We start from the raw sequence: 15,266 nt of genomic DNA on the forward strand, positions 1-15,266 counted from the left end.
ATGGTCCGATCAAACGCTGACGAATTGCCGGTGTGCCTGTTTATAGCCACCGGAGGAACCATTGCCATGCGGGTCGACCCTCTGACCGCGTCGCCGAAACCCGCTTTGTCGGGCAGTGATTTAATAGCGGCAGTGCCTGAAATAGCGGAGTTTGCTCAGTTGGAAGTCAGCAACCTGTTCAATGTGCCGTCGGTCGAAATGGGGCCTTCGCGCTGGGTAGCGCTTCATCACGAAATCGAGGCCGCCTTGGCACGCCCCGAGATCCAGGGCGTGCTGGTGTCGCACGGCACAGACACGCTGGAGGAGACAGCGTGGTTTCTCGACCTGACGTTGACCTGCCGTCACAAGCCCGTGGTGTTGGTCGGCGCGCAGCGCAACGCCTCCGAGCCGGACTTTGACGGCCCCCGCAACCTGAGAAGTGGCGCCAGGGTGTGTGTCGCACCGCAGTCATCGGGCAAGGGCGTGATGGTGGTGTTGAACGAGCAAATTGACGCCGCCCGGGAAGTCAGCAAGACCCACACCACAAACGTCGACTCATTCGGCTCGGCAGACGCTGGTGCGCTCGGCTGCGTCGACGGCGCGCAAGTAATCTTCAACCGGTCGCCCGGTCGGCGGCAGTATTTGGCGTTGGAGGGAGAGGAGGGCAGTTTGCCGCGTGTTGATATTGTGCCGATGTACGCCGGGGCAGATGCCGCGCTCTTGAAGGCTGCGGTACAGTCAGGAGCCAAGGGTGTTGTCATCCAGGCACTGGGCGCGGGTAATGTAAATGCGCAACTGTACGCGGCCATTGTGGAGTCAATCGATGCGGGTATCAGCGTGGTCATCGCCTCCCGCGTCCCCCGCGGTCGGGTCAGTGCGTTGTATGGCTTTACAGGGGGCGGTAAGACGCTTGAGGTTGCCGGTGCGGTGTTTGCCAATGACCTGAGCCCGCAGAAGGCGAGAATACTGTTGATGCTGGCACTTCAGGTCGCTCGGTCACCTTCACAACTGCAAGCTATTTTCGATAACAGGTGAGCGCCATGCCAAGTACCCGCAACGCTGCCGCAAAAGATCAGGGCTGGCCTGTAGGCGTTTTGTACTCGCGCACGGGGGCCACGGGGGTCACCGAGTCCGAACATTTCTTTGGTACGGCATTGGCCATCGAGGAAATCAACGCGTTGGGCGGCGTGTTGGACCAACAGCTTGTGCCCACGGCGTATGACCCCAAGGGCTCACCGGAGGAATACCGGCGGCTGACCAGCAAGTTGCTCATCGAAGACGAGATCAACGTCATATTTGGCTGCTCGCGCTCGTCCAGTCGCAAGGCGGTGTTGCCGCTGATCGAACGTCATAACGCATTGCTCTGGTACTGCTCATTCTACGAAGGCTTCGAATATTCGCCGAACATCATCTACACCGGCGCCGTGCCCAACCAGAACAGCATCCAACTCGCCGCTTACCTGCTGCAAAACAAGGGCACCCGGTTGTTCCTGGTGGGCGCGGACTATATCTACCCGCGAGAGTCCAACCGGATCATGCGCGACGTCGTCGAGCAATACGGCGGTGAGATTGTGGATGAGGTCTACCTGCCCATCGACGCGGGCATAGAGCGGATCAAGGAGGTGCTTGATGAGGTGCGCGAGGCCCAGCCCGATGTGGTTTTCTCGACACTGGTAGGGCAGTCGGCGCGCTCGTTTTATCAACAGTACGGTGCACACGGGCTCGATCCCAAGAAGATCCCGATTGCGAGTTTGTCCATGGCCGAAGAAGAAATACGCCTGATCGGCCCCCAACTGTGTGAAGGGCACATCACGGCGGCCACTTACTTCGGTTCTCTGCCCAATGAGAGCAATCAACGCTTCATCGAGCTTTGGCGCAACCGCTTCGGTGATCGCCCCACGAGCACCTGGTCGGAAATGGCGTATTCTCAAGTGCACCTGTTTGCACGTGCCCTGGAGCGGGCAGGCAGCCTGGACCGGCGTAAACTGGTGGAGGCGGTGCACAAGGTCAAGTTCGCCTCCCCGGAAGGCCCGATTGCCATCGATGCAGAAAACAACCATTGCGCGCTGACGCCCCGAATCGGCATCTGCCGCAGTGATGGCCAGTTCGACGTCGTGTGGGAGGGCTCAGGTCCGGTGAAGCCCGATCCGTATCTCTCTACTTTCGGCTTCTCTGAGTTTTGGTTGAGGTAACGCCATGAGTTCCAGCCTTCGCCGTCTCTATGAAGATTTGCGCAGTATCTGTGTTGCTTTTGTTTATCCCCCCGGGGATGACCGCGACATCATCATGCAACAACTGAAACGCATTGGTTGCCGTGTAAAAATCGTGTGGCCGTTTCCCGCAGAGCCCCCGGCGGACGTGGACGTCATTCTGTTTCAGATCACCCAGGAACTGGAAGGCAACAAGATCTGGTCCGGCGCCTTCGTCAATGCAGCGCTTATCGCGCTTTCCGACTATGAAAGCCCGACCATCCTGAAGTTATTGCTCGACACCCGGGCCCACGGCGTCATTTCGAAACCGTTTCGATCCTCCGGCATTCTCAGCACGCTGGTGCTGGCGCGTGCGTCTTACAGTTACCAGGAACGATTGCAAGGCAAGATCGACAAGCTGGAGCTGACCATCAAGTCTCGCCGACAGATCGAAAAAGCCATTCGCGTGTTGGTCGAACGTCAAAACCTGACCGAGACACAGGCTTACGAGCATATGAGGTCACGGGCAACCAGCTTGCACGTAACGGTGGCCGAGGTGTCGGGAATGATCATTGAAGCCCATGAGGCGATGGAAAGGCTTGGACTTAAGCTTTGAGCCGGATCGTTTGCGGTTCAGTGGCACGGCGTGTGAGCCAATCGCTAATTTACGAGAAAATCAGCAGGCCAAGCTCCGTAGGAGCTTTGCATATTCCCTGCGAATTAATGAGACACAATTCCGGAATCAACACAGATGCTGCATTGGTCTCTGACATTCGACATTCAAAAATGGCAAATGGAGTTTTCCAAAAATGGTCGAGTAAAATGCTGGACACTAATAGAGCGTTCGACTTGGCAACTGCTGGAGACTGAAGGCGTGCTCACATGCCCCATCAGCGCAGCCAACGACGACCCGATCTTCCAGGACGCCTATGCCTGGATGAAGCACTCGATGGCCAGCGCCGGCATACTCGCACCGGAGCCGGGCTTAACTCCTTGGTGGTGCTGGGTAAGGTGTGGTGAGAATCATCCTGAACCTTACATTGAGGACGCGGAAGGTCTGCATGATCCGGTCGTGCTTCAGCTTTCTGTTCCCGCAGAACAGATTGTGTTGTCGTGCTTCGATCTTTGGCATTTTGTACTCAACAAATGCTATGTCTGGGCGTCGGAGCTTGATGAGCAAGATTTTGATCGAGCTATGGAGAATGCGGAGGAGGGTTCAGATGCTGCGTCAAAGCTCCAACGGCGGATGCAGAAGTCCTGGTCGGCGGTATTTGAGCTTGATCAAACTGCCGTGGACATGGGCCCATTTGAAGCCAAGAGTATTCAAGGATGTTTTTGGACGCTGAGATTGGCCGACGTCACAGCCGTAATCGAGCGGGATGCTCTGACGTCCCACCACTAAGCTTGAAAGTCGCGGAGCAAACAGCCGTGCACATCCAAGCTACCTTACTCCGACCACCAGTCCTTCTCTGTGCGTCCCATGCAATAGCCGGAACAGAATCGCGTCAGCCGACCTTCGATCTTCCCACGCATGTCGCGAGGGCGCTTGTCCAAGATCCTGAGAATGAACTCAATACTGAAAGTCATGTGATCGACACTCCAATAGTCAGGTACATGATCGTGGCATAACAAACTCATCGGGTTGACCCGAACGCGCGCGACCTAAAACAAGGCTATCGGCGTTTTAGAGGGAAGGGTTGAACTCCAGGATTCATGAGCATAAGCAGCCAGACACATAATTTAACTAGTGGGCGATGTGATATGTACATAAGAGCGGCAATTCACTGATAAATATGAATATATCCAGGTTGCAAGCCACTCTAGTGCTCATCAAACGGCGCTCATAAGAAAAAGGGCCGCTCTGCTAACTTCGCACTGTTTCAGTGGAAGTGATAGTGCAGTACAACTGCAGAATGACCATTTGCTCGATGCACTCTAAAGCCGTGCAGATCGTTTGTTACGAGCTTATGCGGATGGTGACCATTGCAGCGGTCAGGAATGCAATGAACGAAATGATCAGGTGAAAATTTGGCAGCCATGCCTTTCACCCATGAGTGCTGTGAGCCATGATGAGGCACTTGTACGGCCGCCACCAAAGCCAATCGATTTGCACCATAGTGCGCCTGCATTGAATTGAACGTTGGCATGTCCATACACAAGTCGCCGAGGCAGAGGAGGCCAGCTCGATCCAGTATCGCTGAAGGACGCCTCGACGATCTCATTAGCACGCTGCGCTCACCGTCAAAGTACGAACATGCACTCACTTCGCTCAGAGGGCGTACCATCAGGCAGAGCGAGATGTTGTTCCGTTGCTTACTAGTCGCTCCGAAGTGGTGCTCATAGACCTTCTTAAAGTGTGATCGCCAATTTCGGTGAAGCCTGAGAGGGCAACTCAATCCGGATGAATCAATCGCAGTTGCGATCTGATCCTGCACGACATCTATTGACGAGAACGATTTTCGTGCAACCCGCGCACCTCCTTTTGTAATAAATAAGTCAGGTTGGTCGGAGTTGAAGAACATAAATTCCAAGGGGAGCGTACCTGGTCCGAAGCTGGCCGCATGATCCATCTCGAATGAGGCACCGCCCCATTTTTTGGAGCGTGCAGCAACTGCCGGTAACATATCATCAACCAAAAGTGGCTCGAGGGATGAGCCAAACACATCATCGCTAGGGCGACTGGCAAGCTCGTCCCATTCAGGCGATGGATTATCGCCGCGATCAGGGAGCGTGGAGCGTTCGTCCCCAGAAACACCACCCTTCACGAATATTACCGCCCCAACTTGCTCAGAAAGACCACTCGTCAGAAGCCACTGGACTGGATCGAGCTGGAAGAGCGCTGTCGACGCAGAGCATGTGCTGGCATCGCCAGCCAAAACCTCTTCAACTCGCTGGCCTATACACATATAAGGGACTGCCAACCAGCGTACACGCCTGTTTCGTAAGAAATGCTCCACACCGTTCACATGATCGTTGTCAAAGTGGGAAAGAACCAGCAAATCGATTTCCTGCGGCAACCAGCCTGCGATGTTTTGATCATTGATAGCTTTTTCTACACGATGCTGACTTCTAGCTCCGCAGTCATAAGCCCAACTGAATGCGGCTCGTCGCAACTTCTTATTCCAAACTACCCCGGTGAAAAACGTTCCGTGGCCTACCGGATGGAAATGTTGACGCACGTGCAGGTGGCAATTCATAAAGTTCCTTACCTAAACCCTGATCCAAAAATTTACATAATATCGGAAGACTAGGAGATATAATAGCTAATGGCCAGCACCAAGACGCAATCTCTGCCTTGAACCCGCCCTTGGTTTTATACTTGGCGGTGTTGGGGGCAGTCCACACGGTGCGGAGGCAGTTCGTAGGCTGGTTCCAGCGTGCGACTTTGCCTTGACGCTCTCAGGGGAGGGCTGGCTTGAGTGCATGTCAATTTGCTACTATTGGTTTTTTTGTCATTAGCATCGCCGTTTTGTTGAATGAATACGTGAGCGTAGTGACTGTAACCTAAGGTAAATCAATGGCGGATTCTGATTTCAAACAAAAGCCGATCGCATTCCCTACCGGTTGGATTCGGCACTCCAATGGAGGCGTCATTGGCTTAGATAGGTACCGCCCAGATCTATCTTTCCAGGACGCTGAGGGCAGGGTGGTTTGCGTAATTGAATCATCTAGCACCAACGATCGTAAGGTTGGAGTTGGAGAATTGTTTCTCGCGGACAAGTTTTTTTCAGATACTGCTGTCGATGGCGTCCTCATTTTTTCCCTTTGTGGGAAATCGACCAGCCCACCTCGTCCTGATACTCAACACGCCTACCTGCTGCCGTACTTCACGTATCTTCGTTCATTCGCTGGAGAATATGGCGTAAAGGAAATATATATTATCTCCGAAGCCGCGTTCGAATCATGTGATTGGACAGCACTCAGCGACGACTTCAAGTCCATGGCGTATGCACTCAAAGTTCAAGCTGTTATTTCAGATCCAGTTGTACAAGCAAAACAGGAAGCTCTACGCCCATCGCTCGCTTAGGTTGCCGGTTCGGATAGCGCGCTAGATATGCTTTCGCGATTTTCAGTTTGTGTTTACCTCCCCCCACGAATGGATGTCCTTATGGAAATTGAAATGACCCCGCTGCCAAGTGGCTTGCTTCAGCAACTCGACAATGTCGGCTGTACAGTGCCGAAACAATGCTACGCAAATTGCTTGGCTGCAGTAACCAATTATCTATTAGCAGAAAAATATGTTCTATGTTTTGTCGAAATAGAAAGTGGTGAGAAGTTAGGGCATGCCGTAATAAAGATTGATGGCAACTACTACGACCCTACACTTGAGCTTCAAGCGCCCCGTAAAGTAAAGTACTGGTGGCACTCAGAGTATACAAAAACTGAATTGCGCGACTTTGTTAAAGCGCAGCATAAAGACATTGTTCCAAAAAACGGTGGGATTGAAGTGTTTCCCCCAAGCCTTCGTCAGGATGGAACAGTGGTGTGCGAAGAAGTTACAGCTTAAGCGAACGACAACGGCACCCACTGGTAAAAGTCAGACAGTCATAGCTGCCAGAGAGCCCCAAAATTTCCGAGCATTCTAAGAGCCGTCAAGGTCGCCACGCATTCAGGTGAAAGTGGTGATGGAAACTTGAGGTCTCGGCTTTTGGCATAGGCATAGAAAAAGCCCGGATCGCCCGCAGATGCGCGGTACATTTGATCATTGGGTGCTTCATCGCTGCTGACCTCGATCTTCGGATCAAATTGGATGCTAGCACAAGCCTTACAACCCGCAGTCTTCCGTTGATCCCCTTTGATTGTGGAACTTAATCCATCAGATGTTCATTTCATCTCGCTTGGCAGTTCCGTTCGAATTCGGGAAAACAGATCGTCCAGGGAGATCAGATTGTCCTGAAGTAGATAACAGGCTACGAGTATGGTAAACGGATGAACGTCCAGTACAGATGACAGCTCGTCTACCTTCTCGATGGCATATTGTTTTACATGTGGGCGATGTTAGATGTTCATGAGTCGCTCATGGGTCAAATACCGCTGGCTTAGTACTCCAGAAATGAACGCAATTGTTCATCGTTTGATGTTCATAGACCCGGTTTTCCCTGCCGTCCTTAGCCTCGTCTCCCCGACCTCTCATGGTCCCAGTCCAGAGGGTGATGGATGCTGATTTTCACAAAAACATGCTTGGGCATCTGGCTGGAAATAGGGTAGTCCCTGTCAGACTCAGAATTGAGCAGTGTGATTTGTCCCGGAGCTGGTTACTCATGGCCCTCTTAACTGGCCTCAGTTTAAGGCATGGAGGTGTCTAAGAAACCCGCGGCGATTCATCTCTGGAGAGAAGCACGATTGAGCGTAGGACCGGCAGAACCATAGACGCTTGGGGTTTTCCCACACCGAGCTGCGCATGCACTGAACGTTCAAAGGGCTTAAACGAACTGCAATACGTCGTTTACGGCTTTACGCGGCTTTTGTGGCCAGTTGGCCAAGCCCGGGTAGCCAACAGTGATCAACATCACCGGCACTTCCTCATCCGATAGACCGAACTCCTTGGCTACTGCGACCTGATCAAACCCGATCATTGGCGTCGAAACCAGGCCCTGGCCCTTGGCAGCCAACATCAGGGTCATCGCGGCGAGCGAGCCCGAGCGAATGGCCTCGTCGCGCTGCAATTGAGGGTTTTCCTGGTACATACCTTGAGCCGCACCCACCCACATGTCGTAGATCGACTGATCAATGATTCCGGCATCCAGGGTCGGTTGCAATGCGGCAGGCAGGGTTACATGCGGGTTGAGGGTGCCGCAGACAATAAAGGTCACAGCGGCATCCAAGACCTTTTGTTGGCCGAATGCCAATGGCAACAAGCGCGCCTTGGCTTCGGTGCTGCGCACGGCCAGGAACGTCCAGTTTTGCAGGTTGAAGGCGGAGGGGGCGTGAGTGGCCAGGTTGACCAACTCAGCGACTTGGGCGTCCGTCAATGAACGTTCAATGTCGTAGCTGTTGGCGGAGATGCGGGACTTAATAACTTCAGCGATGGCGGACATGGTGATCTCTGTGTGGGATAAAGATGCGCAGGACACAGCTGTCAATCGTGAGCCTGCGCGTTGCTTGAAGTTAGCGGCTGAAGCCGTCGAACGGCGTCATGTAGACGGCGCCGAACGGGTCGAGGCGCTTGCGGATTTCAGCGTCGGGCGTGCCGTAGACCACCAGGCTCTTGATGGTGCACAACGCCAGGAAACGCTGGCCGAATGGCGCGAACGTGGTGTCTACGTGGCTAACCACGGCATCGGCGTTGTAACGCTCAAGGATATGCACGGTGCTGTTGTCTTCGTTGACGCTGTATTCGTAAATCAATGTGCCCGGCTCGGCGCGAGTGGCGGCAACGATGGTGGCGATCAGTGCCTTGAATTCAGCAAACTCTGAGGGTTTGACTGCAAGGGAGAACAGGCACGAAATAGTGGGATGCATAGGGGTTGTCTCCAGCAGAAAGACGACAACCTGCACGCCAGCATCGCTGGATTAGCCGGTGCATGGGGCGCAGGTCATGAGCGTCAGGATTTTTGGGATGCTTCCCCGAACAGCTTGCCGGCGCCGGCCCAGTCCGATGCGGCTACGTCTTCGAAAATCACGTAGATATAATTGGCATCGGTCCCGGTGTGTTTAACGATGCTTTCGGTGATATCGGCTGCAACAGCGGCTTTCTGCGCGTGTTCTTTACCTTCGAACCAGCTCACACGTACGACGGGCATGATGTATTCCTTCTAAAGCATTGATCTGGGAGAGGTGCGCAACGTGCACCGCTGTTTGGCTGGAATCCATCGTACTGTTGAATCGAGTGGCGATAAACGGCCTGCAGCTATAATCTGGGTAGCATAAAACTCCACAATAGCGGGCGCAGCATGGTACCTATCGATTCCTTTCAGGGCGTCATCACCTTTGTTGTGGCGGCGCGCTCATCCAGCTTTACCCAGGCAGCCGAGCGCCTGGGATTGTCGAAATCTGCTGTGGGCAAGGCCATTGCGCGCCTGGAAGAGCGTTTGGGTACGCAGTTATTCCATCGCACGACGCGAAGGATTTCCCTCACCGCCGATGGCGAGGCCTACTTCGCTGCGTGCTCAACAGCCCTGGAGGAAATCGGCGCCGCTGAAAGCGGGCTGGGCCCCGGTGGTGGTGAGCCATCTGGCCGTTTGCGGGTTGATGTTCCGGTGGCGTTCGGACGCCGGGTTGTCGCGCCATTGTTGTTTGAGATCGCCAACAAATACCCGGCGTTGCAATTGAGCCTGACGTTTTCCGATTACCTCGTGGACCCGTTCGAAGAGGGTATCGATTTGTTGGTACGATTCGGCGAACTCCAGGACACCAGCGGCCTGGTCGCGCGGCGATTGACCCGTCAACGCTGGGCCGTCTGTGCCTCCCCTGACTACCTTGCGCGTTTTGGTACCCCGCACACCCTTGAAGAACTGAGCCAGCATCGTTGCATCGTTGGCCATCGACAGGGACAACCACTTGCATGGCGAGTGATGCAGGCGGGTCAGACGGTCCGTTACGCGCCCCCATCAACTCATCAAATTGGCGATGGCGAAGCCATGATGCTTGCTGCGGTGGCGGGTGCCGGCTTATGCCAAATGCCGCGTAGCCTGTTCCAGGATGATATTGAAGCGGGCAGGCTGGTCGAGGTGCTGCAAACCTATGAGCCTGATGCGGTTGATGTGCATGCGGTCTGGCCCAAGGTGTCGCACCTGCGCCCCAAGGTCCGTTATGTGGTCGATGAGCTGGTCAAATTGTGCGCGCATTGGCAGTAAAGGCTGCGCGCACAGTTAATCGCTTAACCGGATGAGTATCGGTATCGGAAACTTTTGTAAGATCCCAGAAGCCCAGTTTTAAGGGGCTTGCCTAGTGAGTCACGCCGTCGTCACGGGTGAATGTAGTTTGCCCTGAATAGGTTTTCCCGCTCGCGGTAGTTACGGAAACGTCGTGATTCGTCACGCCATCCGCGGTGGTTGTGGAGGATGAGCGCGTTCCGTTCGGGCCGCTGGCTGAGGTTTGGCTGCTGCCGGTTACCGTACCGTCTGAATTTCGTACGTATGCACCGCTACTCGTTGCCGAGCCGCCATTGGCGCGTGTACTAGAGGAAGAATGCGAGCTTTGTGCGGTACCGTCGTCGTGTCGGCTATAACTGTTGCTGCCCGAATATCGCGTACCCGCATCGCCGGAGAAATAATGGCTACCGTTATGGCTGATGTTGCCACCGGACGACTGAGTATAGCCACCACCAGCGGCCGAGGCATGTGGCGTGGTCATCGCCGTGCCATGCGCACGCCCTGCCGCGTGAGAGGTGTTGATAGCCAGGCACAGCGCAAGCACGGCTGCGAGGGAAGAGCTTGAGCGGTTTGGTGAAATAGTACGCATGGCGATGATCCTTTTAGGACGGCTTGGGAGAGGATGACCATGCCAAGTTAGCTGCCGTTTCCTACGCGCCAGTTGCCGAAGTAGGCGAAGGTATTACACCCGGTTACAAATGGCTCCCAGCGCGGCTTTGGCGGTTGCGAAAGTCGCTGCGCACTGACCAGAATGCGTTTTGCTCTCGCGAAAACATACTTGGAGGTTCGCATGCCTAAAATTCTCGTGCTTGATGACGACGCCGAGTTACGTGCATTGCTACGGCGCTATCTCGGTGGGCATGGCTTCGACGTGACTGCTGTGGCTACTGCCGAGCATATGGATCGCGCCCTCGCGCGCGAACCGTATGACGCGCTGGTACTCGATCTGATGATGCCCGGTGAAGATGGCTTGGCGATATGCCGGCGACTGCGCCATCACGGCCACACAATTCCCTTGCTGATGCTCACTGCGCGTGGCGATCCGGTGGATCGGATCGTAGGCCTGGAAATGGGCGCCGACGATTACCTGGCCAAGCCATTCGACCCGCGCGAACTCACGGCGCGGTTGCAAGCGATGCTACGTCGGCAGCAGATGCTGCACAGCATGAAGACGTGGGGCAACGACGAGGTGACGGAGTTTGGTCCGTTCGTCCTGAACGTGTCGCGGATGGAGTTGCGCCGTGAAGATGAAGTCATTCCACTGTCGAGTACGGAATTCCAGTTACTACGGGTATTCGCGGCAAACCCACGACGCCCGATGACACGCGAGCACCTGCTGGACAAGGTCAAGGGGCGTGAGCACGAATCGATGGATCGCACCCTCGATGTGCAGGTGTTGCGGCTGCGGCGGAAGATAGAAACGGCCCCCACCTCACCGCGCTACATCCGTACTGTGTGGGGCATAGGTTACGTTTTTGCGCCGGATGCCGACCGTGATTAAATTTCTTCCGCGTTCGCTCTTCACCCGCAACCTGCTGGTGCTGATTACCTTTGCCGTATTTGTCCAGTCGGCATCGGTCACGGTGTTTCTACTCGCGCAGGGACCGAAGGTCACCGAGGTAGGCCATCTGCTGGCTATCGAACTCAATACATTGAACGCTGCCTTGTCACAGATCGAACCGGCGCGTCGCGAGGCGAGTCTTCTTCAGATCGACAGGATCGGCCAGCTGCGCCTCCAGCAAGGGTCGCCACCCGTTAGTATTCAACCAAATCCTCTGTCGATATTCGGCAAATTCGCCGCCGCGCTGCGCGAACAACTAGACCCCGATATTGGTTTTCGCTGGCAGGTAGCGCCTGTTCCCGCCGTGTGGGTGGAAATGAACGTCGCAGGACAGCGCTCGTGGTTCACGCTGCCCACAGGTACCGTGCCGCGTGATCGCGTGTTGACGTCTGGGCTGATGTTGTCGCTCGGTCTTGTAGCTTTGGCGACGATCATTGCTATGTTGATTCAGCAGCGCATCAATCGGCCACTGCGCGAGATTGCCGAAGCGGCCCGTCGGCTCGGTCGGGGAAGCCATGGCGAACGGCTGCCCGATTACGCGGCCTCAGAGCTTACGGCCGTCGCACGCCAGTTCAATGCTATGTCGGCCAGCCTCGAAGCGATGGAAGCCACGCGCATGGAAATGCTCGCCGGGATCTCGCACGATATCCGCACACCATTGACGAAACTACGGCTGACGCTGGCGCTGGAAGCACGAGGCGACGATTCGCCGGGGGTCGGCTTTATCAACCAGATCGATGCGATCGTCGGTCAGTTTCTCGACTACGGGCGCGATGACTCCGGCGAAGCCCTGATCTATGCCGACATCAACACGCTGGTTATGCAGATCGCAGGAGAGTTCGAGCAGAGGGGAACGCCGTTCGAACTCTTTCTCGGCCACGTGCCGCCGTTCCGTTTCCGGCCAACCTCTATGCTGCGCGTGATCAGCAACCTGATGGAGAACGCATTGCGCTACGCGGGCAATGGCCTTGAGGTCCGTACGCATTACGACTCGGGGAACGCCTACATAGAAGTACTCGATCGCGGCTCAGGCATCCCGGCCGAGCAGGTAGAGCATTTATTACGACCATTTACTCGAGCCGATGACGGCCGCTCGGGTGTCAGTGGCACGGGTCTGGGCCTGGCTATCGTCGATCGCCTCGTCTGCTTGCACGGAGGTCGGCTGCGGCTGCTTGATCGCCCCGGTGGCGGGCTGCGTGCATGTGTAGCCCTGCCAGTCAGCGACGGCGAAGCCTCCGACAGTCGATAGCATCGGGGGCTATTGCAACGCGTTGCAACATTTTTCAAGCGATACGAAATCAGCTACCAACATCGCGCGCTCAAGATGATGTGAGTGGACGGCTCAGAAGCCATCCACGATACAACCGCATCCCCGCCCGACAGAGGAAATTTCATGCGCTTATTAGTCGTAACCTTTTTTATGCTTGTACCCGCATTCGCCATGGCGACGCCCGGGTTTGGTAACTTCAGCGCCGATCAGGCCATGAGCAAGCTCAACGCCAGGTTTGCTCAGGCCGACGTTGATCACGATGGCAAGCTGACTAAGGCTGAGGCAAACGCTGGCATGCCGCGCTTGGCCGCACATTTCGATGAGATCGATAGCACCCACCAGGGATTCATCACCCTCGAAAAGATCAAGGGGTTCATGCAGAGTCGCGCTGGTGGATGACCAACACTGCCTCGATGTTTAGCGGTAACGCGGCCCCCCCGGTGCTTCGCTTCACTGCGGTGACCTGTGCCGCGTTGCCGCAATCCAACATCTCGACTTTCATGACGGTCACGATCACCACAACTAGACAGTTTTGTTGCCGGAGCGGCGCGTAGGCTGACCTGCGCCAGCTTTACAGCGGTCGACACACCTCGCTTGGGTTGTAGTGGTTTTCAGCGCTCCCAGGCGCCTGTAATCCGGTGTAATGGTTTCATCGCCCCTGGAAACGGTTTCGAAGGATGCGACGCATAGCATGCGTGGGATCAGTTACTTTTTCCGAGAATGTATCCCGATGCCTACCCCTCGCATATCAAAAACGCCGCTTGCAAACCCGCGCATGTCTAAGCATCAGGACAGCGGCGGCCAATTTAAATCACGACATCGGCGACGCAGGACGATAATTCTAAGGGCGATGAGTTCGATCATCGTACTCGTCGTCATAGCAGTTGCCATTATGCTGACCCGTCTCGTGACCTACGTGGACCCGTTCGCGGCAAAGGTGGCCGAAGCCGGCTACGTTAGCAAAACTGCACGCGTAAATACCGTTACCTTCAGCTACCACGAAGGTCCGAATAACGGGCCGCCACTCGTTCTGCTTCACGCCCAGTTCCTTGACTGGTTCAGCTACAGCCGTGTGCTGCCGGACTTATCTCGGTCATTCCATGTGTTCGACGTTGACTATCCAGGACACGGTGATACGAAGGTGCCTGCAGGCTACCCGATGACAGCTAACCAGATCGGAACGGATCTCAGTGACTTCATACAGGCGGCCGTCGGCGAGCCGGTATACGTTAGTGGCAACTCGTCGGGCGGGCTTCTGGCCTTGTGGCTGGCAGCGAACAGACCAGGGCTGGTGATGAGCACCGTGCTCGAAGACCCACCGCTATTTTCGTCTGAATATCCACGCATTACGCAGACGATTGCGAATCGGGCATTCGCGACAAGTATTACCGCAAGCCGCGATCATCCTTCGGATTTCCTGCTTTACTGGATCCACCACAATAACCAGTTCTTCAAGACGAACGTAGGCCCGGGCTCATCATGGCTGCTGCGCGAAGCTGTGCATCTCTATCGATGGACGCATCCGGGCCAACCCGTTGAGATCGGACTCGTGGGGAACGATACCGTCCGCATGCTGATCCGGGGCCTGGGTACCTACGACCCACGATTTGGCGCGGCGTTTTATAACGGTACGTGGAACTCCGAGTTCGATCATGCAAAAGCCCTTGAGCGGGTTACCTGTCCGACATTGTTACTTCAGGCCAATTACTCGACGTTTGCCGACGGTACGCTGGATGGCGCGATGAGTGGCCAGGAGGCGAAGCTGGCCATATCGTTACTAAGGAAGGGGACTTATGTGAAGGTGGACGCTAGTCACGTCATCAATCTGGACAAGCCCGCCGAATTCGTCCACATGCTAACGGCGTTCTTTCTTCAAAATGGCACGACCGCAACGCCTGCGACACCCCTGGAGCTACACGGCTCGGTCATTTCGACAACCCCTGTAATGCTCTGAACGCATTCTCCAAATGATCGACCAGAGGCAAAGAGGGATCCTGTACCCAAGTCTGTAGTCCATGCCCGGTAACCGCCATGCCGGTAACGGCTGCCAGCCCTGCTAGTGCTGGCTCTGTGTCGCGCAGAAGGAGCGCTTCGGTAATGGTCTGCGTGACCGAGGCTGCCTTGGCGAGCTGACGCTCCTGCAATGCGGGTGTCTTCGCGATCACGGCTTGCCCGATCTCCGCGAACGGCAGGTTTTCCTCGAACATTGATGCGAGAGACTGGTACGCCAAAACTACAACCTCGAGTGAACCTCGGTCGGCGGGCGCCTCAGCGATGGCGGCGCGCAATCTTTCGTGCAACTCGGCTTCGTTGAATAACACTTCACGCTTGTCGGGAAAGTAGCGGAAAAAGGTTCTCTCCGTGAAGCCCGCGCGATTTGCGATTTCGGCAGTTGTCGTCCCGTCGTAGCCATTTTCTTGAAACAGCTCCAGGGCTGCGATCTGCATACGACG

16 protein-coding genes are annotated in these 15,266 nt (G+C 55.4%); 11 read left to right on the plus strand and 5 right to left on the minus strand.

The window, feature by feature from the left end:
- From BFW87_RS25630 to BFW87_RS25645, 4 genes are all read left to right on the plus strand, one after another.
- Positions 1-1,014, plus strand: a complete 1,014-nt coding sequence (locus tag BFW87_RS25630) for an asparaginase (RefSeq protein WP_078742495.1) — start codon at positions 1-3, stop codon at positions 1,012-1,014.
- A gap of 5 nt (positions 1,015-1,019) precedes the next feature.
- Positions 1,020-2,171 carry a transporter substrate-binding domain-containing protein gene (locus BFW87_RS25635; protein ID WP_078742496.1) on the plus strand — a complete coding sequence of 384 codons (1,152 nt, stop codon included), beginning with the start codon at positions 1,020-1,022 and terminating at the stop codon, positions 2,169-2,171.
- A gap of 4 nt (positions 2,172-2,175) precedes the next feature.
- Positions 2,176-2,784, plus strand: a complete 609-nt coding sequence (locus BFW87_RS25640; protein WP_078742497.1) for an ANTAR domain-containing response regulator — start codon at positions 2,176-2,178, stop codon at positions 2,782-2,784.
- A gap of 135 nt (positions 2,785-2,919) precedes the next feature.
- Positions 2,920-3,570 (plus strand): DUF3841 domain-containing protein, encoded by a 651-nt coding sequence (locus BFW87_RS25645; protein WP_078742498.1) that lies wholly within the window; start codon positions 2,920-2,922, stop codon positions 3,568-3,570.
- A 478-nt stretch (positions 3,571-4,048) separates the two neighbouring features.
- On the opposite strand, the gene BFW87_RS31770 is transcribed toward BFW87_RS25645, so the two are convergent.
- A complete protein-coding gene (locus tag BFW87_RS31770) occupies positions 4,049-5,365 on the minus strand; it encodes a hypothetical protein (protein ID WP_139372503.1) in 1,317 nt (438 codons plus the stop codon).
- 320 nt (positions 5,366-5,685) lie between these two features.
- Between BFW87_RS31770 and BFW87_RS25655 the strand changes: the two genes are divergently transcribed.
- On the plus strand, positions 5,686-6,195 hold the full coding sequence (locus tag BFW87_RS25655; RefSeq protein WP_078742500.1) for a hypothetical protein: 510 nt from the start codon (positions 5,686-5,688) through the stop codon (positions 6,193-6,195).
- A gap of 81 nt (positions 6,196-6,276) precedes the next feature.
- Positions 6,277-6,675, plus strand: coding sequence for a hypothetical protein (locus BFW87_RS25660; protein WP_078742501.1), 399 nt, complete (start codon positions 6,277-6,279; stop codon positions 6,673-6,675).
- Positions 6,676-7,591: 916 nt separating this feature from the next.
- On the opposite strand, the gene BFW87_RS25665 is transcribed toward BFW87_RS25660, so the two are convergent.
- The 3 genes from BFW87_RS25665 to BFW87_RS25675 form a co-directional block, all read right to left on the minus strand.
- A complete protein-coding gene (locus tag BFW87_RS25665) occupies positions 7,592-8,206 on the minus strand; it encodes a nitroreductase family protein (RefSeq protein ID WP_078742502.1) in 615 nt (204 codons plus the stop codon).
- A gap of 70 nt (positions 8,207-8,276) precedes the next feature.
- On the minus strand, positions 8,277-8,630 hold the full coding sequence (locus BFW87_RS25670) for a putative quinol monooxygenase (protein ID WP_078742503.1): 354 nt from the start codon (positions 8,628-8,630) through the stop codon (positions 8,277-8,279).
- Positions 8,631-8,713: 83 nt separating this feature from the next.
- Positions 8,714-8,911: a tautomerase family protein gene (locus BFW87_RS25675; RefSeq protein WP_078742504.1), complete on the minus strand. Its 198-nt coding sequence runs from the start codon at positions 8,909-8,911 to the stop codon at positions 8,714-8,716.
- Between the two features lie 150 nt (positions 8,912-9,061).
- Here BFW87_RS25675 and BFW87_RS25680 point away from each other — a divergent pair, with 150 nt between their 5' ends.
- From BFW87_RS25680 to BFW87_RS25700, 5 genes are all read left to right on the plus strand, one after another.
- Complete coding sequence (locus BFW87_RS25680) at positions 9,062-9,964, plus strand: LysR family transcriptional regulator (RefSeq protein ID WP_078742505.1); 903 nt, start codon at positions 9,062-9,064, stop codon at positions 9,962-9,964.
- Positions 9,965-10,772: 808 nt separating this feature from the next.
- A complete protein-coding gene (locus BFW87_RS25685) occupies positions 10,773-11,483 on the plus strand; it encodes a response regulator (protein ID WP_078742506.1) in 711 nt (236 codons plus the stop codon).
- Positions 11,476-12,792, plus strand: a complete 1,317-nt coding sequence (locus tag BFW87_RS25690) for an ATP-binding protein (RefSeq protein ID WP_176159825.1) — start codon at positions 11,476-11,478, stop codon at positions 12,790-12,792. The genes BFW87_RS25685 and BFW87_RS25690 overlap by 8 nt, the downstream gene beginning before the upstream one ends.
- 144 nt (positions 12,793-12,936) lie before the next feature.
- Positions 12,937-13,212: an EF-hand domain-containing protein gene (locus BFW87_RS25695; protein ID WP_217699427.1), complete on the plus strand. Its 276-nt coding sequence runs from the start codon at positions 12,937-12,939 to the stop codon at positions 13,210-13,212.
- 493 nt (positions 13,213-13,705) lie between these two features.
- Positions 13,706-14,767 carry an alpha/beta fold hydrolase gene (locus BFW87_RS25700; protein ID WP_217699428.1) on the plus strand — a complete coding sequence of 354 codons (1,062 nt, stop codon included), beginning with the start codon at positions 13,706-13,708 and terminating at the stop codon, positions 14,765-14,767.
- Here BFW87_RS25700 and BFW87_RS25705 read toward each other — a convergent pair.
- Complete coding sequence (locus BFW87_RS25705) at positions 14,739-15,260, minus strand: TetR family transcriptional regulator (protein ID WP_078742725.1); 522 nt, start codon at positions 15,258-15,260, stop codon at positions 14,739-14,741. The two genes, BFW87_RS25700 and BFW87_RS25705, sit on opposite strands and share 29 nt — an antisense overlap.
- Positions 15,261-15,266: the final 6 nt, after the last annotated feature.

This window comes from Pseudomonas fluorescens (genome assembly GCF_002022275.1).
GTDB lineage: Bacteria > Pseudomonadota > Gammaproteobacteria > Pseudomonadales > Pseudomonadaceae > Aquipseudomonas > Aquipseudomonas fluorescens_AJ.

Coding starts and splice junctions, on each gene's coding strand:
- BFW87_RS25640 (WP_078742497.1), top strand. CDS start 2,176: ATGAGTTCCAGCCTTCGCCGTCTCTATGAAGATTTGCGCAGTATCTGT.
- BFW87_RS25635 (WP_078742496.1), top strand. CDS start 1,020: ATGCCAAGTACCCGCAACGCTGCCGCAAAAGATCAGGGCTGGCCTGTA.
- BFW87_RS25630 (WP_078742495.1), top strand. CDS start 1: ATGGTCCGATCAAACGCTGACGAATTGCCGGTGTGCCTGTTTATAGCC.
- BFW87_RS31770 (WP_139372503.1), bottom strand. CDS start 5,365: ATGAATTGCCACCTGCACGTGCGTCAACATTTCCATCCGGTAGGCCAC.
- BFW87_RS25700 (WP_217699428.1), top strand. CDS start 13,706: ATGCTGACCCGTCTCGTGACCTACGTGGACCCGTTCGCGGCAAAGGTG.
- BFW87_RS25705 (WP_078742725.1), bottom strand. CDS start 15,260: ATGCAGATCGCAGCCCTGGAGCTGTTTCAAGAAAATGGCTACGACGGG.
- BFW87_RS25680 (WP_078742505.1), top strand. CDS start 9,062: ATGGTACCTATCGATTCCTTTCAGGGCGTCATCACCTTTGTTGTGGCG.
- BFW87_RS25685 (WP_078742506.1), top strand. CDS start 10,773: ATGCCTAAAATTCTCGTGCTTGATGACGACGCCGAGTTACGTGCATTG.
- BFW87_RS25660 (WP_078742501.1), top strand. CDS start 6,277: ATGGAAATTGAAATGACCCCGCTGCCAAGTGGCTTGCTTCAGCAACTC.
- BFW87_RS25675 (WP_078742504.1), bottom strand. CDS start 8,911: ATGCCCGTCGTACGTGTGAGCTGGTTCGAAGGTAAAGAACACGCGCAG.
- BFW87_RS25695 (WP_217699427.1), top strand. CDS start 12,937: ATGCGCTTATTAGTCGTAACCTTTTTTATGCTTGTACCCGCATTCGCC.
- BFW87_RS25645 (WP_078742498.1), top strand. CDS start 2,920: ATGCTGCATTGGTCTCTGACATTCGACATTCAAAAATGGCAAATGGAG.
- BFW87_RS25655 (WP_078742500.1), top strand. CDS start 5,686: ATGGCGGATTCTGATTTCAAACAAAAGCCGATCGCATTCCCTACCGGT.
- BFW87_RS25665 (WP_078742502.1), bottom strand. CDS start 8,206: ATGTCCGCCATCGCTGAAGTTATTAAGTCCCGCATCTCCGCCAACAGC.
- BFW87_RS25670 (WP_078742503.1), bottom strand. CDS start 8,630: ATGCATCCCACTATTTCGTGCCTGTTCTCCCTTGCAGTCAAACCCTCA.